This window comes from Streptomyces sp. NPDC047525, assembly GCF_040643025.1.
GTDB classification, from domain to species: Bacteria; Actinomycetota; Actinomycetes; order Streptomycetales; family Streptomycetaceae; genus Streptomyces; species Streptomyces durmitorensis.
Window position 1 is genome coordinate 166616 of the sequence record NZ_JBEYTL010000002.1, and the last position, 22628, is coordinate 189243.

General features: G+C 72.4%; 14 protein-coding genes. 8 read left to right on the forward strand and 6 right to left on the reverse strand.

Annotated features, from left to right (window positions below; all coding sequences use genetic code 11):
• Positions 1-126 precede the first annotated feature (126 nt).
• The gene (locus ABZ833_RS06165; RefSeq protein ID WP_361041796.1) at positions 127-1473 is read left to right on the forward strand and encodes an AMP-binding protein; all 1347 of its coding nucleotides are present in this window, start codon (positions 127-129) and stop codon (positions 1471-1473) included.
• Here ABZ833_RS06165 and uvrA read toward each other — a convergent pair.
• Positions 1441-4011 (reverse strand): excinuclease ABC subunit UvrA, encoded by a 2571-nt coding sequence (gene uvrA / locus ABZ833_RS06170; protein ID WP_361041798.1) that lies wholly within the window; start codon positions 4009-4011, stop codon positions 1441-1443. The two genes, ABZ833_RS06165 and uvrA, sit on opposite strands and share 33 nt — an antisense overlap.
• 122 nt (positions 4012-4133) lie before the next feature.
• Between uvrA and ABZ833_RS06175 the strand changes: the two genes are divergently transcribed.
• Positions 4134-4943 carry a MerR family transcriptional regulator gene (locus ABZ833_RS06175; protein ID WP_361041801.1) on the forward strand — a complete coding sequence of 270 codons (810 nt, stop codon included), beginning with the start codon at positions 4134-4136 and terminating at the stop codon, positions 4941-4943.
• On the opposite strand, the gene ABZ833_RS06180 is transcribed toward ABZ833_RS06175, so the two are convergent.
• On the reverse strand, positions 4909-6360 hold the full coding sequence (locus ABZ833_RS06180) for an MFS transporter (protein ID WP_361041803.1): 1452 nt from the start codon (positions 6358-6360) through the stop codon (positions 4909-4911). The genes ABZ833_RS06175 and ABZ833_RS06180 overlap by 35 nt on opposite strands.
• 225 nt (positions 6361-6585) lie before the next feature.
• Here ABZ833_RS06180 and ABZ833_RS06185 point away from each other — a divergent pair, with 225 nt between their 5' ends.
• The 3 genes from ABZ833_RS06185 to ABZ833_RS06195 are packed head-to-tail and all read left to right on the forward strand — an operon-like array spanning position 6586 to position 13602.
• Positions 6586-8415, forward strand: a complete 1830-nt coding sequence (locus tag ABZ833_RS06185; protein WP_361041805.1) for a fatty acyl-AMP ligase — start codon at positions 6586-6588, stop codon at positions 8413-8415.
• Positions 8412-12524, forward strand: a complete 4113-nt coding sequence (locus ABZ833_RS06190; RefSeq protein ID WP_361041808.1) for an acyltransferase domain-containing protein — start codon at positions 8412-8414, stop codon at positions 12522-12524. The genes ABZ833_RS06185 and ABZ833_RS06190 overlap by 4 nt, the downstream gene beginning before the upstream one ends.
• 55 nt (positions 12525-12579) lie before the next feature.
• Positions 12580-13602: an alpha/beta hydrolase family protein gene (locus tag ABZ833_RS06195; protein ID WP_361041810.1), complete on the forward strand. Its 1023-nt coding sequence runs from the start codon at positions 12580-12582 to the stop codon at positions 13600-13602.
• On the opposite strand, the gene ABZ833_RS06200 is transcribed toward ABZ833_RS06195, so the two are convergent.
• The gene (locus ABZ833_RS06200; protein WP_361041814.1) at positions 13544-14527 is read right to left on the reverse strand and encodes a fatty acid desaturase; all 984 of its coding nucleotides are present in this window, start codon (positions 14525-14527) and stop codon (positions 13544-13546) included. The two genes, ABZ833_RS06195 and ABZ833_RS06200, sit on opposite strands and share 59 nt — an antisense overlap.
• A gap of 122 nt (positions 14528-14649) precedes the next feature.
• Between ABZ833_RS06200 and ccrA the strand changes: the two genes are divergently transcribed.
• The gene (gene ccrA, locus ABZ833_RS06205) at positions 14650-15924 is read left to right on the forward strand and encodes a crotonyl-CoA carboxylase/reductase (RefSeq protein WP_361041816.1); all 1275 of its coding nucleotides are present in this window, start codon (positions 14650-14652) and stop codon (positions 15922-15924) included.
• A 103-nt stretch (positions 15925-16027) separates the two neighbouring features.
• Here the strand turns inward: ccrA and ABZ833_RS06210 are convergent, their stop codons facing one another.
• The 3 genes from ABZ833_RS06210 to ABZ833_RS06220 form a co-directional block, all read right to left on the reverse strand.
• The gene (locus tag ABZ833_RS06210) at positions 16028-16441 is read right to left on the reverse strand and encodes a hypothetical protein (RefSeq protein ID WP_361041819.1); all 414 of its coding nucleotides are present in this window, start codon (positions 16439-16441) and stop codon (positions 16028-16030) included.
• A 2-nt stretch (positions 16442-16443) separates the two neighbouring features.
• The gene (locus ABZ833_RS06215) at positions 16444-17754 is read right to left on the reverse strand and encodes a hypothetical protein (RefSeq protein ID WP_361043113.1); all 1311 of its coding nucleotides are present in this window, start codon (positions 17752-17754) and stop codon (positions 16444-16446) included.
• 172 nt (positions 17755-17926) lie between these two features.
• A complete protein-coding gene (locus ABZ833_RS06220; RefSeq protein ID WP_361041821.1) occupies positions 17927-19963 on the reverse strand; it encodes an AAA family ATPase in 2037 nt (678 codons plus the stop codon).
• Between the two features lie 318 nt (positions 19964-20281).
• Between ABZ833_RS06220 and ABZ833_RS06225 the strand changes: the two genes are divergently transcribed.
• Positions 20282-21988, forward strand: a complete 1707-nt coding sequence (locus ABZ833_RS06225; protein ID WP_361043115.1) for an ABC transporter ATP-binding protein — start codon at positions 20282-20284, stop codon at positions 21986-21988.
• Positions 21989-22049: 61 nt separating this feature from the next.
• Positions 22050-22601: a DinB family protein gene (locus ABZ833_RS06230; RefSeq protein ID WP_361041823.1), complete on the forward strand. Its 552-nt coding sequence runs from the start codon at positions 22050-22052 to the stop codon at positions 22599-22601.
• Positions 22602-22628: the final 27 nt, after the last annotated feature.

Below are 22628 nucleotides of genomic sequence, written 5' to 3' on the forward strand. Positions count from 1 at the left end.
CTGTGCACGCTGTGAAGTTACGGAGCAGTAACCAGGCGTTGATAGTCAGTGGAACCACAGCCCGCCGCGCCGGAACTGTGCCTGGGGCACAAGTGACGACCCGCCCTCCTGCGCCACGATCAGGTCATGACCGAGCCACAGGTGACGGCCCAGGACCCACGACCGTGGCTCCGCTTCTACGCCGCCGGGGTACCGCACCGGCTGTCGGTCCCCGACATCACGCTCCCCGGCCTCCTCGACGCGGCAGTCCGGCGCCACGGCGGCCGGTCCGGCTTCCGGGGGCTGCACCGCGCAGTGGGCGTATGCGCCGAAAGGCTGCGGACGCTGGGCATCCGGCACGGCGACCGGGTGGCGCTGGTCCTGCCCAACTGCCCGTGGTTCGCGGTGGCGTGGCATGCGGTGCTGCGGCTCGGCGCCGTCGTGGTGGCCGTCGACCCCGGGGCGTCCCCCCAAGCGCTGAGGTGCCAACTGGCTGACTCGGGAACGGTGTTGGTGATTGCCGCCGACTCCGCGGGGGAGCGGCTCGACGCGGTGCGCGGCGACACGTGCGTACGGGATGTCGTCGCCGTCCCGGTCGGTGGGGAGTGGCCGGGGCGAGGCCGTATACGGAAGCCGGTCCGGATCAAGCGGGACCGGTCCCAGCCGGACGGTGGCGGGCCCGGGCCGGGCGATCCGGCCGTCCTCGCGTACGCCACCGCCGGCAGCCCCGCGGCGATGCTCACGCACGCGAACCTGGTCGCGGCAGCCCATCAACTGGCCCTGTGGCACCCGCAGTTGCGTAAAGGCCAGGAGACCGCGCTGGCCGTCACACCCCTGTGGCGCCCGCGCGGGATGCTGTTCGGCCTGACCGCCCCACTGCTCACCGGTGCGCGTACCGTGCTCCTGCCGACCCCCGAGCCGCAGGCACTCCTGCGCACGGCACGCCGCAGGAAGGCGACCCTCCTGGCGGCCGAACCCGCCGACTGCCGGCGCCTTCTCCGGCGCCCGGCCCACGAGCTTGAGGCCCTCGCCACCGTGCGGACCTGGCTGACCGAGACGCTGGACGCCGGGACCGCCGACCGGATCCGCGACTCCGTCGACGCGGTGCTCGTCGAGGGCTACGGCATCCCGGAGGCCTCCGGCGCCGTCCTCGCCAACCCGCGCGGTGCCAATGCCCGCCCCGGCACGTCCGGCCTGCCCCTGCCCGGCACCGAGGTCCGCATCGGTCAGGAGGGTGCCCCGGAGGCCGAGCTGCCGCCGGGGCACGCCGGTGAACTCCTGGTGCGGGGGCCGCAGGTGTGCGCGGGCTACTGGGGCGACCCCGCGGCGACGGCGCGGCTGCTGCTGCCGGGCGGGTGGCTGCGTACGGGCACCCTCGCGGTACTCGGTCCTGACGGCTACGCGACCGTCATCGGCGACATCAGTGACATGGGCAACTCCGGTGGCACCCGGGGCTTCGCGTCACACCCCGTCCAGGAACGCCCCCGTCCGTGACGCGCTCGCCCGCGCGATCTCCTTCGGCGTGCCCTCGGCCACGATCTCGCCGCCCGCCGCGCCGCCCTCGGGACCCAGGTCGACGACCCAGTCCGCGGCGCGGACGACGTCGAGGTTGTGCTCGATGGTGATGACGGTGTTGCCCGCGTCGACCAGGCGCTGCAGGACGCCGAGCAGGCGCGCCGTGTCGGCGGCGTGCAGGCCGGTCGTGGGCTCGTCCAGGAGGTACAGCGTGCGCCCGGTGGCACGGCGGCCCAACTCCTTCGCGAGCTTGACGCGTTGCGCCTCGCCGCCGGAGAGCGTGGTGGCCGGCTGGCCCAGCTGGAGGTAGCCGAGGCCGACGTCGGACATCCGCTGGAGCCGCGTCGCCGCTCCCGGCACTGCGGCGAACACCGCCAGCGCCTCGTCGACGGTCATGCCGAGGACCTGCGCGATGTCGTGACCGCCGTACCGCGCGGCGAGCACATCGGGCCTGAAGCGACGGCCGCGGCAGGCGGGGCAGCGCACCTCCACATCGGGCAGGAAGTGCATCTGCACCGTCAGCACACCCGCGCCCGTGCACCGTTCGCAGCGGCCCCCCGCCACGTTGAAGGAGAAGTGCCCCGCGGTGAGGCCCCGTTGGCGTGCGTCGGTGCTCGCGGCGAACGCCTCGCGGATCGGTGTGAAGGCATCCGAGTACGTCGCCGCGTTCGACCGCGGCACCCGGCTGATCGCCTGCTGGTCGATGGTCACGACCTTGTCGATGTGCTCCCAGCCCTCGATGCCGTCGTGGGCGCCCGGCGCGTCGCTCGCACCGTGGAAACGCTGCCGTGCGGCACGCCCCAGGATGTCGAGCACCAGCGACGACTTGCCCGAGCCCGAGGGGCCACTCACCGCGACGAGCCGCCCGAGCGGAAGTCGCGCCGTGACGTTCCTGAGGTTGTGCGCCCGTGCCCCGCGGATGACCAGCTCGGCTCCGGACGCGGGCGCCCGGAGCACGGGGAGCGGCATCGCGAGGCGCCCGGAGAGATAGTCGCCGGTGACCGAACCGGTGGTCGCCGCCACCTCGTCCGGCGAACCAGCGGCCACGATGTGCCCGCCGTCGCGGCCCGCTCCGGGGCCGACGTCGACGACGTGGTCGGCCGCGCGCAGCACATCGAGGTCGTGCTCGATGACCAGGACCGTGTTGCCCAGGTCGCGCAGGCGGCGCAGGACGTCGACCAGGCGGGCGGTGTCCGCGGGGTGCAGACCGATGGTCGGTTCGTCCAGGACGTACAGCACTCCGGTGAGTCCCGAACCGAGCAGCGCGGACAGGCGAAGGCGCTGGGTCTCGCCCGCCGACAGACTGGGCGTGGCACGCTCCAGGGTCAGATAGCCGACGCCGACGTCGACGAGACGGCGTACGCGCTCACGCAGATCGTCCACGATCGGCTCGGTGACCTGCCACGCCTCGCCGTCCGTGACATGCGCCCGCAGTCCGTCGATCCAGCCGGCGAGCTCGTCGAGCGGCAGGCGTGACGCGTCGACGATGGTCAGCCCGGCGACGGTGACCCGTCGGGACTCCGGACGAAGGCGGGTGCCCTCGCAGTCCGGGCAGACGTCGTTGACGAGGAACTTCTCCGCCTTCTCGCGGTACGCGTCGTCGTCGATGCGCTCGGCGTAGCGCCGCAGCATGTTCGTGACCACGCCCTCGAAGCGGCCGCGGGCGACCGTCGACGGCGGTGCGGTATCGGGGAAGTGGCGGCGGAAGTGCTCGCTCTCCACGCCGTGGAGGAGCAAGTCCCTTTGTGGTGTGCCCAGTTCACATACGGGCGTGTCCGCGTCGAAGGCGAAGCCGTAGTGCTCACCGGCGGCGCGCAGGATCGGGATGTTGCGCACGGTCAGGACGGGGAGCCAGCCGAGCACGGCGCCGCCGGCGACGCTCAGACCGTCGTCGACCAGGCGCTTCACATCGGCCTGGAAGACGGTGCCGATGCCGGTGCAGGTCACACAGGCACCGGCGGGTTTGTTGAAGGAGAAGGTCCCCATCACCATGCCCGGGACCGGCGTCCCGCAGTGCGGGCAGGGGAGTGCGGGCTGTTCGTCGTCCGGCGACGCGCCGTCGGCGGGTTCGGTGCCGGACGGCTCGTCGTCCCAGAGCTCGTCGCCGCTCACGCGGTACGCGGGCGGGACGTCCTGCCCGCATGCCGGACACGGGCGGTGGCCGATGCGCGCCCACAGCAGACGCAGATACGTGAAGACCTCGGTGACCGTGCCGACCGTCGACCGGGGACTGCGGTTGGTCAGATGCTGGTCGACGCTGATCGACGGCGAGAGGCCGGTGATCGAGTCGACCGCGGGCTTGCTGACGAAGGTGGTGACCAGGCCGAGCGACTCCAGATACTGTCGCTGACCCTCCCGGTGCAGGGTGTCGAAGGCGATCGTCGACTTGCCGGAGCCGGAGAGTCCGGTCAGGACGACGAGCTGGTTCTTGGGGATGGCGAGCGAGACGTTCTTGAGGTTGTGAAGGCGCGCGCCCTTGATGCGGATCGAATCGGTGGTGGCGATGCTGGCATCCATGGCTTCAAGTGTTCCATTGAAGTCCTAGTTGAGACTTTTCTGAGAGGAGTGCCCAGAGGGGAGGGTCTCGGAGCGGATAACCTTCAACTCGTGGGTTCATCAGCAGTCAGGAGAGGTCCTTCATGAGCCGAGCCGAGACGGCACTGCGCCCCGTCGATCTGGCCCGTGCGGCCGGTGTCTCCACCCAGCAGATCCGCAACTACGCCGACGCGGGCATCCTGCCGCCCACCCCGCGCACGCCCGCCGGATACCGCAGGTTCGGCGCCCGCCACCGCGATGCCCTGCTCACCTATCGCGCGCTCGTCCCGGGCTACGGCCTCGACACCGCCCAGGCGGTCATGCGGGCCGTCCACGCGGGCGACGTGCCGCTGGCGCTCACCCTCATCGACGCCGGGCACGCTGCCCTGCACGAACAGCGGCTCTCTCTGCGGGCCGCGGGCGAGGCGCTCGAAGCCGTCGCGAAGGAGCCCCCGGCCAACATCCCGGACAGCGCCCCGGACCGCACCCCGCAGACCTCACCGTCGCCCGCCACGCCACCGCGCCTGCGCATCGGCGAGGTGGCCGCCCGCCTCGGTGTGCGCACCTCGGCGCTGCGGGTGTGGGAGTCGGCGGGCCTCCTGGCGCCCCAGCGCGAACCGGTCACCCACTACCGCTGGTTCAGCCCCGCCGACGTACGCGACGCCCGCATCGTCAGCATCCTCCGGCAGGGCCACTACCCCCTGCCCCAGATCCACGCCGTCCTCGACGGCCTGCGCGAGATGGGCAGCCCCGACGCGCTGCGGGCGGCCATCGCGCAGCGCCTCGCGGGCGTCACATCGCGCGCGACCGCCATGCTGGCGGCGTCCGGCCGGCTCCATCAGTACGTCACGGACACACCGGACCAGCAGGAGGAGTACGTCACTGGCGCACCGGACGGCGGGGCGTCCGCCTGACCCCGGCAGGCGCCCCCGGACGCCGGTGCCGGGCCGGACGCCGCAGTGTGACGGCGGTGACCACGGCCCCCAACAGGACGCAGAGCGCCGCCAGTTGAAGTCCCGTGTCGTAGCCGTCGAGGAAGGCGCTGCGTGGATCGGCGCCGTCCCGCAGCGCCGTGCGTTCCGTGCGGGTCAGGACCACGCCGACCAGGACGACCCCGAACACCCCGGAGATCTCGCGGGCCGCGCTGACGAGCCCCGAAGCCATGCCGGTGCGCGTCGCGGGGACGTCGGCGACGGAACGCACGGTCAGCGGAGTGGTCAGGGCGGAGCCCGCGCCGATCAGGAGCAGCCCCGGCTGCAGATCCCAGTACTGCGCGTGCAGCCCCGTCCCCGACACCCACACGAGCCCGCCCGCGACAAGCACGAGACCCCCGGCGATCGACCAGTGCGCCCCCACCGCCTTCGCCGCGCGCTCGGCGAACGGCGTCGTGACGAGCAGCGCACCGGCCAGCGGCAGAAAGGCGAGCCCCGCCTTGGTGGGCGAGAAGCCGAGCACGCGCTGGAGGTAGAGCGCGGTGAAGAAGAACACGCCGTTGACGCCGATGCCCCACAGCACCTGAGCCGCCGCACCCCCGCTCAGCGAACGGTTGCGCAGCAGCCGCAGGTCCACCAGCGGCAGAAAGGTCCGCGACTCGACGACGAGGAACGCGATGCCGGTGGCCGCCGAAAGCCAGAGGCAGAGCGGCACGGGCGGCGTGCTGAAGCTGTGCTCCCCGCCCCTGACCAGGCCGTACGTGAGGAGGAAGAGCGAGGTCGTGGACAGCGCGACGCCCGGCAGGTCCAGGAGCGGCAGCAGGCCGTGCCGTACGCGATCGACGGCCCGCGGGACAGCGGGCACCAGGAGCAGGGCGAGGATGCCGAAGGGGACGTTGAGCAGGAACACCCAGCTCCAGTCCCACCGTTCGGTGACGAACCCGCCCACCACGGGACCGAGCGCGAGTGCGACCGCGAGCGCCGCCGTCCACAGGCCGACCGCCATGGCGCGCCTGCGGGCGGGCAGATCGGCGGCGACCACCGCGAGCGAGGCGGGGATGACGAGCGCCGCCCCCACGCCCTGCACCGTGCGCGCCGCGATGAGCGTCCCGCCGCTGTCGGCGAGGGCGGCCGCCAGCGAGGCCGCGGTGAAGACGACGATCCCCGCCGCGAGAACCACCCGTCGGCCGAGCAGATCCGTGAGCCTGCCCCCGGCCGGAAGGAGCGATCCGAAGCTCAGTACGTAGCTGGTGGCCACCCACTCCAAGTCGGTCACCGTCAGGCCGAGTTCGCGCTGGACCGTGGGCAGGGCGACGTTGATGACGGTGTTGTCAAGGGTCGTGATGAAGCCGGCCAGGGCGAGCATCGCCAGAAGTGCGGTCAGCCTGGCCCGGCCCACGTGCGGCTCCCCTCGGTCGCGATGCGGTTCCGCTGCCGGATTCTCCGGGGCGCCGACAGGCCGCCGCTGCTGCCCATGGCGCCGAATCCAGGGCCATGGCTTATCAGCTGAGTGACAGAGCGTGTCAGACGATCTGTCAGCAACCCGTCTTACTCACGGGTCACATCCAGGCGGAACCTGGTGCACCGCTCGTCCCGGTCCCCGCGCTTTCCAGTTGGAGCCGCCATGTCAAGACCGCAGTCCCCTCAGCCGCCCGAAGGCCCGCTGCTGACCGACCACTTGGCGCACTGGGCCGAGAACCGCCCGCACCAACGCGCCTTCACCTACGTGGAGTTCCCCGAGCCCTCCTCGCCCGGCCTGCACCACACCCTCGGCTGGCAGGGTCTCGACGTCCGCGCCCGCGCGACCGCCGCAAGGATCGCCGCGGTCGCGGGTCCCGGCGAGCGGGCGGCCCTGCTGCTCCCGCAGGGCCTCGACTACACGGCGGCGTTCCTCGGCTGCCTCTACGCGGGCGTGATCGCTGTACCGCTCTTCAGTCCTGAACTCCCGGGACACGAGGGCCGGTTGGCCGCCGTGCTCGCCGACTGCGAGCCCGCGTGCGTACTGACCGATACGGTCACAGCCGCCGGCGTCGGGCGCTTCATGGCCGGGCAGGGACTGCCGTCCGTGCCGGTGGTCCCGGTGGACCGGGCGAGCGTGGAACGGCCGGGCGTGGAACGACCAGGCGTGGACCGGCCGGGCGTGACGCCCGCGATCGCCCTTCCGGAACGCATCGAACCGGACGACATCGCCTACCTCCAGTACACCTCGGGCTCCACGCGCAGCCCCGCGGGCGTCGTGATCAGTCACGCCAACGTGGTGGCCAACGCCCGCCAGGCCATCGAGGCCTTCGCGGCCGACGCGGCGAGCAGCACGACGGTCGGGTGGCTGCCGCTCTTCCACGACATGGGCCTCGTCCTGAGCGTCGCAGCGCCCGTCGTCGGCGGCTTCCCCTCGGTCCTCATGGACCCGGTGGCCTTCCTGGAGCACCCGGCGCGCTGGCTGCGGCTGCTCGCCGCCTACCCCGGGACGATCAGCGCGGCCCCCAACTTCGCGTACGACTACTGCGCGAGCAGGATCGACAGGGAGGAGGCCGCCGAGCTGCGCCTCGACCGCGTCAAGGTCCTCATCAACGGCAGCGAACCCGTGCGCCCCGGCACCGTGGACCGCTTCCGCGACGCGTTCGCCGACGCGGGACTCGCGCCCGCGGCCCACTGCCCGGCGTACGGCCTGGCCGAGGCCACCGTGTTCGTCACGACCGACACCTTCGCCGAACCCCCCACGGTCCTCGCGTGCGATCCACTGGCCCTGTCCGAAGGGCGGCTCGACCTACGGGAGCCGACGGTGCCGGAAGCGACCCACCTGGTCGCCTGTGGCACCCCGGCGGGGCAGGAGCTGCGCATCGCCGACCCGGCGACCGGCGCGGCCCTGGATTCGGGCGAGGTCGGCGAGATCCAGCTGCGCGGGCCCAACATCGGCCTCTGCTACTGGAAGCGCAACGGGCTCTCCGAGGAGGTGTTCGGCTTCCGCCCACCCGATGCCACCGGGCACGACGGCGAGGCGGGATGGCTGCGCACGGGGGACCTCGGCGCGCTCCACGAAGGCCTGCTGTACGTCACCGGGCGGCTCAAGGACCTGATCATCGTGGACGGCCGCAACCACTACCCCCAGGACATCGAGGAGACCGTGCAGTCGGCCGTGGACCTCGTGCGCCGCGACCGGCTCGCCGCGTTCCGCGTGCCCTGGACGGGTACGGAGAGCGACGTCCTGGTCGTGGTCGCCGAGCACCGACGCGGCGCGCAGCCCACCGAACAGGACCTGCTCGCCGCCCTGCGCACCGCCACGGCCGCGGTCTCGGCCCGGCACGGACTGCGCCTCGCCGAACTCCTCCTCATCCCGCCGGGCTCGCTGCCCAGGACGAGCAGCGGCAAGGTCGCCAGAGCCGCGGGCCGGGCGCGCTACCTGCTCGGCGCCTTCGGCGAGGGAGGCCGGGGCGGCGCGGAGGGCACGCGATGAGGGACGTGGGCCACGCGGAGATCCGGGCCGAGATCGTCGAGAGCCTGAGCGCCTGGTACGGCATCGCCGCCGAGGAGATCGCCGACGACCGTCCGCTGGCGGAGCTGGGGCTCACCTCCCGCGACGCGGTCGTCCTCACGGCACGCCTCAGCGACCTCTTGGGCATCCGGCTGCCCGCGACGCTGCTCTGGGAGGCGTCGACGATCGGAGCGCTCGCACAGCGGGTGGCGCGCGGCGAACCGGAGCACGGCGGTTCGCCGTCAGAGGCGGGTGTCCCCAACTCCCCTTCTGCGACCGGCGATGCGCCGGTCGCGGTCATCGGCATCGGCTGCCGACTGCCCGGCGGAGTCACCTCGCCCGCCGCCTTCTGGCGGCTCCTGAGCGAGGGCCGCGACGCCGTGGGCACCGTCGGCGACGACCGCTGGGCGCCCTTCCTGCGGGAGGGCAAGAGCCTGCCGGACGACATCAGCAGGCACGGCGGGTTCCTCGGGGACGGGGACATCGACGGCGTGGCGGGGTTCGACGCGGAGTTCTTCGGCATCGGCGCGGACGAGGCCACCGCCATGGACCCGCAGCAGCGCATGCTCCTGGAAGTCGTCCGTGAGGCCGTCGACCACGCGGCGCTGCCCGCGCCGTCCCTCGCGGGCACCCGTACCGGAGTCTTCGTGGGCATCAGCGGCAACGAATACGCCCATCTCACCACCGCGGACCCGGAGTCGATCGGCGCCTGGACCTCACCGGGCGCGGCCCTCAGCATCGCCGCGAACCGCCTCTCCTACCTCATGGACCTGCGCGGCCCGAGCATGGCGGTCGACACGGCGTGCTCATCCTCGCTCGTCGCCGTGCACCACGCGGTGCGCAGTCTCGGCGCGGGGGAGAGCGACATGGCGCTCGCCGCCGGGGTGAACCTGCTCCTTTCCCCCGCGGTGACCCTCGGCTTCCAGCGGGCGGGTGCGCTGGCCGCCGACGGCAGGTGCAAGGCCTTCGACGCGTCCGCCGACGGCATGGTGCGCGGGGAGGGCTGTGGCGTCGTCGTCCTCAAGCGCCTCGCGGACGCGGAGCGCGACGGCGACCGCGTCCTCGCGGTCATCGAGTCCACCGCGGTCAACTCGGACGGCCGCTCGAACGGCCTCACGGCGCCGAGCGCGCAGGCCCAGCGCACGCTCCTGGAGCAGTGCCATGCCACCGGGCCCGAGACCGTGGACTACGTCGAGGCACACGGCACGGGCACAGCCCTGGGCGACCCCCTCGAGGCATTCGCGCTCTCGGCCTCGCTCGGCGCGGGGCGCGGGCGGGCCGCCGACCAGCCGCTGCTCATCGGCTCGGTGAAGACGAACATCGGCCACCTGGAAGCGGCGGCGGGCATCGCGGGTCTCATCAAGACGGTCCTGTCCCTGCACCACGAGGAGATCCCGCCCCACCTGCACTTCACCGCACCGGGCCCGCACGCCGACCTCGACGCACTGGGCCTGCGCGTCGTCACGGGCCCCGAGCCGTGGCCCCGCTACTCGGGCACCGCACGGGCGGGGGTCTCGGCGTTCGGCTTCGGAGGCACGAACGCGCACGTGGTCCTTGCGGAGCACCGCGTGCCGCGCGGCGCCCGCCCCGCGGCCACCGGCCCCGCCGTCGCCCTGCTCGACGGGGTCACCGAGGACCGTGTACGCGCGTACGCGGGTGAGCTGGCCCAGTGGCTGACAGGGCCGGACAGCCGCTCCGTCCGCCCGGCGGACCTGGCCAGGACACTGGCGGGCCGCGCGGGACGGGGCCGCCACAGGGCGGCGGTCGTCGCCCGCAGCCGGGAGGAACTGACCACGGCGCTGGACAGCCTGGCAGGGCGTGAGCCCGATGGGCGGGTGGTGGTCGGGGCGCCCGTGTCCGGGGGTGGGCCCGGGGCGGTGTGGGTGTTCTCCGGCTACGGGTCGCAGTGGGCCGGGATGGGCAGGCAACTCCTCGCCGCAGAGCCCGAGTTCGCTGCCGCTGTCGACCGTCTCGAGCCGCTTCTGCACGAGCAGGCCGGTATCTCCCTGCGGGACTGCATGGATCCGGGCGCCGATCTGACCTCGCCCGCCGTGGTCATGCCCGCCCTCTACGGAATGCAGGTCGCCCTCGCCGAGCTGTGGAAGTCGTACGGCTTCGAGCCCGCGGCCGTGATCGGCCACTCCATGGGGGAGATCGCCGCGGCCGTCGCCTGCGGCGCGCTCGACGAGGCCACCGGGGCGCGGGTCGTCGCGGTCCGTTCGCGGCTCCTCGCCGGGCTCACGGGCGGTGCCATGGCCGTGGTGGACCTCCCCGGCGAGCACATCGAGGCCCTGGCCGCCGACTTCCGCACGCTCCAGGTCGCCGTCCACGCGTCCCCCGCGCAGAGCGTGGTCACCGGCTCCGCCGACGATGTGCGCTCACTCGTCGACCACGTCACCAGGGAGGGCGGCTTCGCCCGTTCCCTGCGCGTCACCGGCGCCGGTCACTCGCCCGATGTCGACCCGCTGCTCGCCGAGTTGGCCCGGGAGCTCGGCACCGTGCGGCACGCGCGGCCCGGCTGCCGCCGCTACTCCACCGTCCTGGCCGATCCGCGCGACCCCGCGCCCTGCGATGCCGACTACTGGGTGGCCAATCTGCGGCGACCCGTCCGCTTCCTTCAGGCGGTGCGTGCCGCCGCGGACGACGGCCACCGCGTGTTCGTCGAAGTGGCCCCGCATCCCACGCAGTTGCATCCGCTGACCGAGACGCTGCGGGACGCGGACGTGGACGGCTCGCTGATTCTTCCGACCCTGCGCCGGGACACGGACGACGCGCTCACCTTCCGTACGTCCCTGGCTTCACTGCTCGTACGAGGGGTGGGCGGGCTCCCCGAGCCTCGCGGGCGCCTGCATCCAGGGGCGCGCATCGTCGACGTCCCCGCACCGCGCTGGCGCCATCGCCGCTTCTGGGCGGGGGAGGAACCCGGCCCGCACGAGACGTCACGTCATGCCCCGGCCCCGAGCCGCGCCACGGGGCCGCTCGACCGCCTCCGCGGCTGCGTGGCCGACGTCATGGGCTACACCCCCGACCGCATCGACGCCGACATGCCCCTCACCGACCTGGGCCTCGACTCGCTCACCGCGGCACGCATCCGGACCGCGGTGGAGCGGGAGTTCGGGGTGGAGGTGGAACCGGGGGTGCTGCTGCGGCAGGCGACGCTGAGGGGGGTCGCGGACCTGCTGCCGGAGCGGCAGTCGGCCGAGCCGCGGGGCGGGGGCGCCACGTCCCGCGCGGCTTCCCGCGGGGGCGAGCCGCGCCGTTCACGGCAGGGAAGGGGCGGAGCGGCGGAGGGGCCGCTTCGCGTCCTCGCCGACACGGGCGACGGGGCCCCGCTCTTCCTGGCGCACGCCGCGGGCGGCACCTCGGAGGTGTACGCACGCCTCGCCGAACGCCTTTCCGGCACCCGCCCCGTCCACGGCTTCGACAGGCTGGCCGCTCCGGAGGACCTCCGGCCCCGAGCGGAGCACTTCGCGGAGCGCATCCGCGAGGTGCGCCCCAACGGACCCTGGATCGTGGGTGGTTGGTCTTATGGCGGCCTGCTCGCCCAGGAGGCCGCGAGGTTCCTCACGCGGCACGGCACCGTCAGGGCCCTGGTCCTCCTCGACTCCGTGCTGCCCCTGCCCGCACCTCCAGGTCTGACCCCGCTGGAGGAAGTCCACCGCCGCTACGCCGATTTCGCCGCGTACGTAGGCCGCACGTACCGCACCCACCTCTCCCTGCCCTACGAGGAGCTGGCGCGCAGGGACGACGCCGAGCAGATCGCCCTCGTCATGAAGCTGCTCGAGCAGGCCGTCGACCTGCCCCATGCCGTCCTCGACCATCAACGCACCTCGGCCCTCGACCTGCGCAGCGGCGAACGCCACACGCCCGGCCCGTACACCGGCCGGACCCTCCTCTACCGGGCCACCGAACCGGCCCCGCACACCGTGCGCGACGCCCGCTACGAACGGGACGACGCAAGCCTCGGCTGGGATGCCCACTGCACCGACCTCACGGTCACCCCACTGCCGGGGCACCACCTCTCCCTGCTCGACCCCCCGGTCGTGGACACGCTCGCGGAGCTCCTGACCCGCGACCTGCCCCACGCCTGACCCATGCCTGACCCACCTGACCGCTGACCGCCCCTCCTGGAAGAGGACCACCCCCATGCCGCAGAAGCACCGCAGACCACGCACGAAACTGGCGGCACTCGCCGCTGTCACCGCCCTCCTCGCCACCGGAGGCGCCCTGGGCACCACCACCGCCCTGGGGGCACCCACCACGTCGCAGGCGGCGGCCGGAGCCGCCCAAGGGCCGCGCGTCGTCGCCGAGAAGTGGCTCGACTCCCGCACCGTCGACCTCACCGTCGACTCGCCCGCGGTGGGCAAGCAGCTCCCCGTACGCGTCATCCTGCCGACCCGCTTCAAGGAACAGCCGGACCGCACATGGCCCGTGCTCTACCTCCTCCAGGGAGCCCACGACGACTACACCTCCTGGACCCGCGAGACGGACGTCGAGGAGTTCCTGGCCGACAAGGACGTCATCACCGTGATCCCGGCGTCGGGCCCCACCGGAATCCCCACCGACTGGTGGAACCACGGCAGCCCCACCGCCCCCGACTACGAGACCTTCCAGGTCGAGGAGTTGACGTCTCTCCTGCGCGACACCTATCGCGCGAACGGCACCCGGGCCGTCTCCGGGGTCTCCACCGGCGGCTACGGCGCCATGGCGTTCGCCGCACGGCACCCCGGCACCTTCGGTGCGGCGGCCTCGTACAGCGGCGTCCTGGACACGACGGCCCTCGGCATGCCGACGGTCATGAACGCCATCGTCGCCAGGGAGCTGCAGCTTCCGTCCGCGCTCTGGGGCAGTCCCTTCCTGCACCGCGAGAACTGGAACCGCCACAACCCGGCCGCCCTGGCCAAGCGGCTCGCCGGAACCCGGCTCTACGTCTCCCAGGGCAGCGGCATTCCCAGCAGCGACTTCGGCAATCTCGAAGGGGCGGTTCTCGAGGGCACGCTGTGGGGCCAGGCGCGGGGATTCGCCCGGCAGTTGGACCGCGCCGGTGTCCCGGCGACGGTCCACTTCTACCGCGGCGGCTCGCACGCCTGGCCCTCCTGGCAGCAGGAGTTCAAGGCTTCCTGGCCGACGCTGGCGGCTGGCCTTGGGCTTCCCGCGACGACGCCGTGACGTCGGCGGAGAGGCGGGCCAGCCTCCGCTCGTCCGGCCACCGCACGGCGCTCGCCCACGAGACCAGCTCGAAGAGGCGTATCAGCCGGGCGCTGGAGTCGAGCTGGCCGCGCAGCACGCCGTGCCGGGCGGACGTCGGATCGGCGTGGTGGAGGTTGTGCCAGGACTCGCCGCCGGAGAACGGGGCGAGCCACCACACATTCCCGGAGCGGTCCCGGACCCGGAAGGGCCGGTCCCCGCTCATGTGACAGATCGAGTTGATCGACCAGGTGACGTGATGGAGCAGACCGATGCGCACGAGCCCGGCCCAGAAGAAGGCGGACCAGGCGGCGCCGGAGTCCCAACTCCCCTCGCCCCAGAGGCCTCCGGCCACGGCGGGCGCACCGAACGAGAAGAGCACGATCAGCGGCTGCCACCGTGCCACCAGGGCCAGATCGCGGTCGGCGAGGAGGTCGGGGACGTACTTCTGCTGGTTGGTCCTGTCGTTGTTGAACGTCCAGCCGACGTGCGCCCACGCCATGCCCTTGAGCAGCGCGCCCACGGAGGTGCCGAACCGCCAGGGGGAGTGCGGGTCGCCGGGCTGGTCCGCGAACTGGTGGTGGCGTCGGTGATCGGCGCACCAGGTGATCGCGTCGCCCTCGACGGCCATGGTCCCGGCCACCGCGAGGGCGATCTTCAGGGGGCGGGCGGCCTTGAACGCCTTGTGCGTGAACAGGCGGTGGTAGCCGATGGTGATGCCGTGCACGGCGACGGCGTACATCACCGCGCCGATCACCAGATCGTGCCAGGTGACGCCCCAGCCCCACAGCACGACGACGGACGCGATCACGGCGACAAAGGGAATGCCGACGAACACCCCCACCACGATCCGGTCGGCTGTGCCCATGCGTTCGCCCCAAGCGGCGTTCGCGCTCTCTTCTGCCATGGGTTCTCTCACCTTTCGGTACGGGTGAGCCGGACATTAGCGACGGAATTAGGGAGGTCTCTACTCGGAAAGTGATGAACAGACCTTGCCCCATTGGACAGTTGTGCCGAAGGAGGAACGTCATGGATGTGCTCGCAGAGGCAGTCGTCGCGGGAGCCGGAGCGGATGAACTGCGCCGGCTTCCCTTACCCGATGAATTCACCGCCGCGCATCTGCGGAGGGAGGATGTGGAGAGCTTTGTGGGGGTGGCGGACAAAGACGTCCGAAAAACACTCCACGTGGGTTCCGTGCCGATGCCGGAACTCGCCCCGGACGAAGTCCTGGTGGCCGTCATGGCGAGCGGGATAAATTACAACACGGTGTGGTCGGCGATGTTCGAGCCGATATCCACGTTCTCCTTTCTGCGGCACTTCGGCGCGAAAGGCGGCTGGGCCGCGCGGCACGATCAGCCGTATCACGTGGTCGGTTCGGACGCGGCAGGCGTCGTGGTCCGTACGGGCGCCGGGGTGCGCCGCTGGGACATCGGCGACGAGGTCGTGGTCACCCCGGCCTACGTCGACGACGAGGAACCGGCGACCCACGCCGACGGCATGCTCGGCGACTCCCAGCTGGCCTGGGGTTTCGAGACCAACTTCGGCGGCCTCGCCCACTACTGCGTGGCCCGCGCCAATCAACTCCTCCCCAAATCAGACCGGTTGACCTGGGAGGAGGCGGCCGGCAACCCCCTGTGCGCGGGCACCGCCTACCGCATGCTGGTCAGCGACCGCGGCGCGCGGATGACGCAGGGCGACATCGTGCTGATCTGGGGCGCGGCGGGCGGACTCGGCGCGTACGCCGCGCAGCTCGTACGCAACGGCGGAGGCATCGCGGTGGGCGTGGTCGGCACCGAGGAGAAGGCGGAGCGCGCCCGTGCCTTCGGCTGCCACGCGGTCATCAACCGCGCCGAGATCGGCCTGACCGGCAGCGCTCCGGCCGACCCGACGGCGGTCGGCAAGAAGCTGGGCAAGCGGATCCGTGCCGCGGTGGGGGAGGACCCGCACATCGTGTTCGAGCACGTCGGCCGGGCGACCTTCGGGGTCTCCGTCTTCGTGGTCCGCCGAGGCGGCACCGTCGTCACCTGCGGATCGAGCACCGGCTATCTCCACGAGTTCGACAACCGCTACCTCTGGATGCGCCTCAAGCGCGTCATCGGCAGCCACGGAGCCAACCTCCAGGAACAGGCCGCGGTGGCCCGCCTCCTGGACCTCGGTCACATCCGGCCCGCCCTGTCGGCGACGTACGACCTCCAGGACACCGCCGAAGCGGCCCGCCTCGTCCAGTCCAACCGCCACACGGGCAAGGTCGGCGTACTGGCGCTCGCGCCACGGACCGGTCTGGGGAAGCGGGGCGCGGCGTGAGTCACTGACCCAAGGACGCCGACGCCGCGCGCGTCCGCACCGTGAGGGCGCGATCACGTCCCGGTCATGGCCCATGCGTACATGACCGGGAACACGCCACGGCTCAGCGGACCGTCACATTGACGACGGGCGAGATGGCGCCGCCGCCCACGATGCGCAGGGCGTTGCGGCCCTTGAGACCGAGCTTGACCCGCATGTTGTACGTCGCGGAGCGCGTGGTGTTCACCGACGCGGGCAGCGACACCCAGCGCTTGCCCTGCTTCTGCTGGAGCGTGACGCGCGTGCCGGTCCGCATGTGGTGGCTGACCCCGTACATGCGGAACTGCTGCCAGGCGCGCACGCTGCTCACGGTCGCCTTCGCCGTCAGTGTCGGACGCGGGGCCGCGGTCGCGGCTGCCCCGGGTGCGTGCGGGGCATGCGGGCTCACGGCGGCGGCGCCGGTCGCCGCGGGGCCCGTCAGAACGGCGACGGCCGCGATTCCCGCCACCGACACGTACTTCAGCTTCCACCGGTTCACGGTCAACTCCCTGTCTCCATCTCTCTGTTGATTTCTCGCTTGGTCGCTTTGCCGAGAAATTTCTGCCAGCCGCCGTCGGGGCGCTGTCCCACCTCGAGTCCGCGCAGCCTGGCGAGGACGGCCGGGTCCTGGACGTCGAGCCAGTCGACGAACTGCCGGAAGGAGACCAGGCGCACGTCCTTCTTCCCGGCCATTCCCTTGAGTGCCTCCTCGACGGCATCCATGTAGATGCCGCCGTTCCACTCCTCGAAGTGGTTGCCGATGAAGAAGGGTGCACGGTTCGTCTCGTACGCACGGCGGAAACCGGCGAGGTACGACTGCGTCGCCTGGGTGCGCCAGCCGGGATAGTTGTACGAGGGTGCGCGCGTCGAATTCTTCGACTGGTTGGCCAGGACGTTGTAGTCCATGGACAGGACCTCGAAACGGTGTCCGGGGAACGGGATCTGCTGGAGCGGCAGATCCCAGACCCCCAGGCGCTTCTCCGGCCACCGCTGCGATCCGCCGGGCGACGAGGAGTCGTAGCGCCAGCCCCGTTCGCGGGCGACGGGCAGCAGATTGTTCCGGCCGAGGAGGCAGGGGGTGCGGCCGCCGACGAGTTCCTTGTCGTAGTCGAAGGGAAGCGACGGAAGATCCGTCCAGCCGGTGTTCGTCCGCCACTCCTTGACGAAGGAGGCGGCCTGGTCGATCTCGCTCTGCCATTGCGCGGGCGTCCAGTTGGCGACGCTTCCGGTGCCGGTGCAGAAGTGTCCGTTGAAGTGCGTGCCGATCTCATGGCCTTCGAGCCAGGCCTGGCGGACGTACTTCAGCGTCTCCTTGATGTGGCCGTCGGTGAGATAGCCGATGTCGGATGCGCCGACCGCGTTGTTCGGCGGTCGGTAGAGCCGCTTCTTGGACTCCGGGAGGAGGTAGAGCCCGGAGAGGAAGAACGTCATCTTCGCGTCGTGGTCCTCGGCCAGCTTCAGGAAACGCGGGAAGAGACCGTTGCCGACCTCGCCCGCACCGTCCCAGGAGAAGATCACGAACTGCGGGGGCGTCTCACCCGGCTCCAGGGGGACAGGGGTGACCGGCTGATGCGGCTGCTCACCCGTGTACGAGGTCGAGCCGTCACCGATCAGCTTCGCCGGAGGCTGCTTCTGCTGCGCGCCGTGCTGGCCGCCCTCTCCTTCGCGCCCATGTCCCTGCGTCCGTCCGGACGGCGACGGGGACGCCGCATCCTTGGATCCCCGCTCCTTCGCACCGCACCCGGCGAGGCCCACGCCTGCTGTCACCGCAAGTCCCAGCCCCAGCGCGTGCCTTCGGCCGACCGAGCGCATAGTCACTCCGTTCACTCGCTTCCTGGTCGAACTATGTGTAGACCCCAGGAAGATGAGCGAATCGTATGTTCTTATGTCTTTTACGGGATTTGACCCAAAAGGTGCATTCGCCGTGAGGTGATGGTCCATCAGTGGGCAGCGGGGAGGCCATCGGTGGCCGGTCGCCCTCGCCTCAAGCCCCTGGTGGATCCCACCCGCACGGAGGGACCCACGCGACTCCGCCGAGCGCGGGACCGCGTTCGATCGCGGCGATCAGCTGATGGACCGGATGGACCGAGGCGGCGCCGAGCGGCCCGGTCACGGAGACAACCCCGGCCAGGGCCTTGTGCGCCCGGCGCCAGGCGCGGCTGTGACGGCCGCGCAGATGCTCGACGAGGGCGTGCGCGTACTGCGTCGTGGAGCGCGTCCATATGTCGTGCCGCGCCTGCGTTCCGGCCGCCGCACGGCGGACACTGCGCAGCGCGTCGGCCGGGGAGACGAGCGCCTGGGCCACGGCGAGCCCGGCCCAGCTGACCGCGGCGGGCGGGCCGTGGTCAGCATGGTCGGGGACGGTGTGGGCGGCCTCCCGCAGATGCTCGATGGCACGTTCCGTCTCGCCGTTGCGCAGCGCGATGACGCCTTGTACGTGCGCGACCCGGCCGATGGTGGCGTCGTCCCCGGCGAGGACCGCGACGCGCCAGGCCTGGCCGAGGAGTTCCTCGGCCCCCGGCGCGCCGGTGCACGCCGAGAGCCAGCCGGCCAGCCAGAGGGCCTGCCCGCAGCCGAGGGTGTCGGCGCGTCCGAGGGGCAGCAGCCGCCGCAGATGCTCGCGCCCCTCGGCGGCGTGGCCGCACACGGCCCACCAGAACCACAGGTCCACCACCATGCCGAGGGCGGTCGTGCTCTCGTCCGCGGTGGCCGGGTCCCGCTCGAGCGCGGCCCGCAGATCGGGCTCCTCGTCGCGCAGCAGCAGGGTCGCCTGCTCGTGCCGTCCTGTGCTCCACAACTGGTGGGCGGTCGAGGCGACGGCGCGGTACCAGGCGAGGTGACGGGTGGCCGCCGCCGCGGACTCGCCGACGGATTCGAGGCGTTCGGCGCCGAAGCCGCGGGCCGCGGCAGGCAGCCGATAGCGGGGCTGCAGCACGCCCCCGGGATCACGCACCGGTTCGAGCACCGAGGCCAGGACGAGCCGCGCGAGGCAGGACGCAACGCGCGCCGGGGCAAGCCCGCCGCCCGCGCACACATACACGGCGGCGTCCTCGTCGAACTCGCCCGCGAAGACACTGAGCCGCGCCCAGACGCTGCGCTCGGCCTCCCCGCACAGCGCGTAGCTGGCGCCCACCGCGGCCCGCAGCGACCGATGCCGCCGCAGAGGCGCTTCGGGCCTGCCGAGCCATCCCTGGGCCGGGCGAAGCATCCGCGCGAGCTGCGCGGGCGGATGCAGGGCGGTCTGCGCCGCCGCGAGCTCCAGTGCGAGCGGTACGCCCTCCAGCTGGGCGCAGATGTCGCTGACCGCGCGCAGTTCGGCTTCGTCGGGCGCGGCAGGTGAGTGCGCGCAGCCCCCGGCGCTCGGCTCGGGGGCCGCTTCCGTCCCGCGCCCGAGGCCGCGCGCCCGCTCCATGAACAGCCGCACCGCGGGCCCCGGTTCCTCCTCCGCCCCCGGAGCGCTGACCGGGAGCGGCCCGAGATGCAGCACCAACTCCGGGCCGAGGCCGAGGGGTTGCCGCCCGGTGGCGAGAATGCGGACGCCCGGGGCGGACTGCAGCAGCGACTGCACCATGCGTACGCACTCCTCACGTACGGGGTCGAAGTCGTCGAGGACGACCAGCACGCGTCGCGTCCGGAGCCTTGCGATGAGCTCCCGCTCGCCCAAGCCGCCTCGCTCGACCGGGCCCTGCCCGGGTCCGGCCGCGTGCGGGTCCTGCTCGCCCCCGTCCTCCTGGTCCCCGTCCTTCTCGCCGCCGGACTCGCCGTCCATGGCCTCGACCACCGCCCGCGCCACCGACTGCCCCCGCGCGAGGCCGCCGTCCCACCAGCGCACGATCACCACGCCGTCCGTGAGCTGGCTGCCCACCGCCGCCGCGGCGTGCGCCGCCAGGGTGCTCTTGCCGACGCCCGCAGCGCCCGCCACCGTCACCAGCCTGCTCTGGGCCAGCAGGCGACGGAGCCCCGACAGCTCATCGGCCCGGCCCACCAGGCCACCCCCGCGCCCACGCACTCGCCCCGTCATCCCCTTCACGCTCGGGCCCTTCCACGCCGCGAGCCCTGCCGCCCGCCTCTCGCCACACTCGCCGTGCAGAATCGTCACTGCTACGTATTCGACAGATCCTCTAACTCCGTGTCCCGATCTGGGTTACGGGGCGAAGCGCCGGGCGGCCTGTCAGGCAGATCACCCGTTGCCGGCGTCCTGCCTGACGTGACCAAGAACGAGCCGGGTCAGCCGGTCAAGCCGACCCAGTCGACCCAGTCGACCCAGTCGACCCACGAGAGCACCGCGCCACAGAGACCGGCGCAGGAGCGGCTCTCCGCCGCGGAGACCTGGCGGGCGCTGTACCGCTACTTCCGCCCGCACCGCTGGGTCGTCGCGCTCGGCGCCCTGTGCACGCTGATCGGCGCGGCGACCGGCCTCGCCCAGCCCCTCGCCGCGAAAGCCCTGGTGGACCGGCTCGGCAGCGACGACTCGATCGCCGGGATCATCCTCCTGCTCACCGCACTGGTGGTGATCGGCACCGCCATCGAGTCCTTCGGTGCCTACGTCCTCGAACGCACCGCGGAATCCGTGGTGCTCGCGGCCCGGCGGACCCTCATCGGGCGGCTGCTGCGGCTGCGCCTGCCGGAGGTGGAGCGCACCCAGCCCGGCGACCTGATGTCCCGGATCACCTCGGACACGACCCTGCTGCGGGCGGTCACCACGCAGTCCGTGGTGTCCGCCGTCGCGGGCGGGCTCACCTTCATCGCGACGATCGTGATGATGGGCCTCATGGACGCCGTCCTGCTCGGCGTCACCCTCGGCGTGATCGTGCTCATCGGCGGCGCGGTGGCCCTGGTGATGCCGAAGATCGCACGGTCGACGGAGCGTGCCCAGGAAGCGGTCGGCACCATCTCGACCGCGCTCGAGCGGGCGTTCGGCGCGTTCCGCACGCTCAAGGCATCCGGCGCCGAGGAGCGCGAGACCGCCGCCGTGCAAGGCGCCGCGCAGGAGGCCTGGCGGCACGGGGTGCGGTCGGCCAAGTGGCAGGCGGTGGCGTGGAGTTCGGTCGGCTTCGCCGTGCAGGTCTCGTTCCTCGCGGTCCTGGGCATCGGCGGCGCGCGCGTCGCGTCCGGCGCGATCTCGGTCTCGACGCTCGTGGCCTTCCTGCTCTTCCTCTTCTACCTGATCGACCCCGTGTCCCGGCTCGTCGAGGGCGTCTCGCAGTACCAGGTCGGCTCGGCGGCCATCGCGCGGATCGTACGGGCCGAACGCCTGGAGACGGAGGACGTCACGGAACCCAGCGAGCCCACGGGGCAGCACGGCCCGGCAGCCGTCGCCTTCGAGGACGTCACCTTCCGCTACCGGGAAGGCCTTCCGTACGTCCACCACGGCGTGAGCTTCGACATCCCCGGCCCCGGCATGACCGCCTTCGTCGGCCCTTCGGGCGCGGGCAAGACCACCGTCTTCGGCCTTCTGGAGCGCTTCTACGATGCGACGGGCGGACGTGTCCTCGTCGACGGCCGTGACGTGCGCGAGTGGCCGCTCGCCGCACTCCGCGCCGTCATCGGGTACGTGGAGCAGGACGCGCCCGTCCTGGCCGGCACCCTGCGCGAGAACCTCCTCTTCGGCGCGCCCGGCGCGACCGGCGACGAGATCCAGGACGTACTCGTGCGCGCCCGCCTCGACACCCTCGTCGAACGGCTGCCGGACGGCCTGGAGACGCTGGTCGGGCACCGCGGCTCCCAGCTGTCCGGCGGCGAACGCCAGCGCGTGGCCATCGCCAGGGCGCTGTTGCGCAAGCCACGCCTCCTGCTCCTCGACGAGGCGACCTCGCAGCTCGACGCGGTGAACGAACTGGCCCTGCGCGACGTCGTCGCCGAGGTGTCCCGGGAGGTGACGGTCCTCGTGGTGGCGCACCGCCTTTCGACGGTGACGCTGGCCGACCGGATCGTGGTGATGGACGCCGGGCGGGTCCGCGCGTCCGGCACCCATGAGGAACTGGTCGCCGCCGATCCCCTGTACGGAGAGCTGGCGGCGACCCAGTTCCTCGCGACGACGGCATGATCGCCCGGGTCCGCCGATAACCACTGGCCCCGCGCGGGGGGTTCCCGGTTGGATGGCGGCCATGACCAGCGGACGCAGACGAGCGGCACTGTTCGTGGAAGAAGAGCGGGACAGCCGGCTCGACGCACGGACCACCGGCGAAGAGCGGCACATGCTCGCCGACTTCCTCGCCGCCCAGCGCGCGACGCTGGAGCTGAAGTGCGCGGGCCTGGAGACCGAGTTGGCCCTGCGGTCCGTCGAGCCGTCCACGCTCTCGCTGCTCGGTCTGGTCCGGCACCTCGCCGATGTGGAGCGCCGCTGGTTCCGGCGTGTGCTGGCCGGTCAGGACGCGCCGCTCCTCTTCGGCACGGACACGCACCCCGACCACGACTTCGACGGCGCCGTGCCCGAACCCGCCGTGATCACCGCCGCATGGGAGGCCTGGCGCGCCGAGGCGGCCTTCGCGGACCGCTTCGTCACGGAGGCGCCCGACCTCGACATCGAGGGCCACGACGGGTGGCGCGGAACGGTGTCGCTGCGCTGGGTGCTCATCCACATGGTCGAGGAGTACGCCCGGCACAACGGCCACGCCGACCTGCTCCGCGAGCGGATCGACGGTGCGATCGGCGTGTAGCGGTGACGTGCAGCGGTGGGCTGGCTG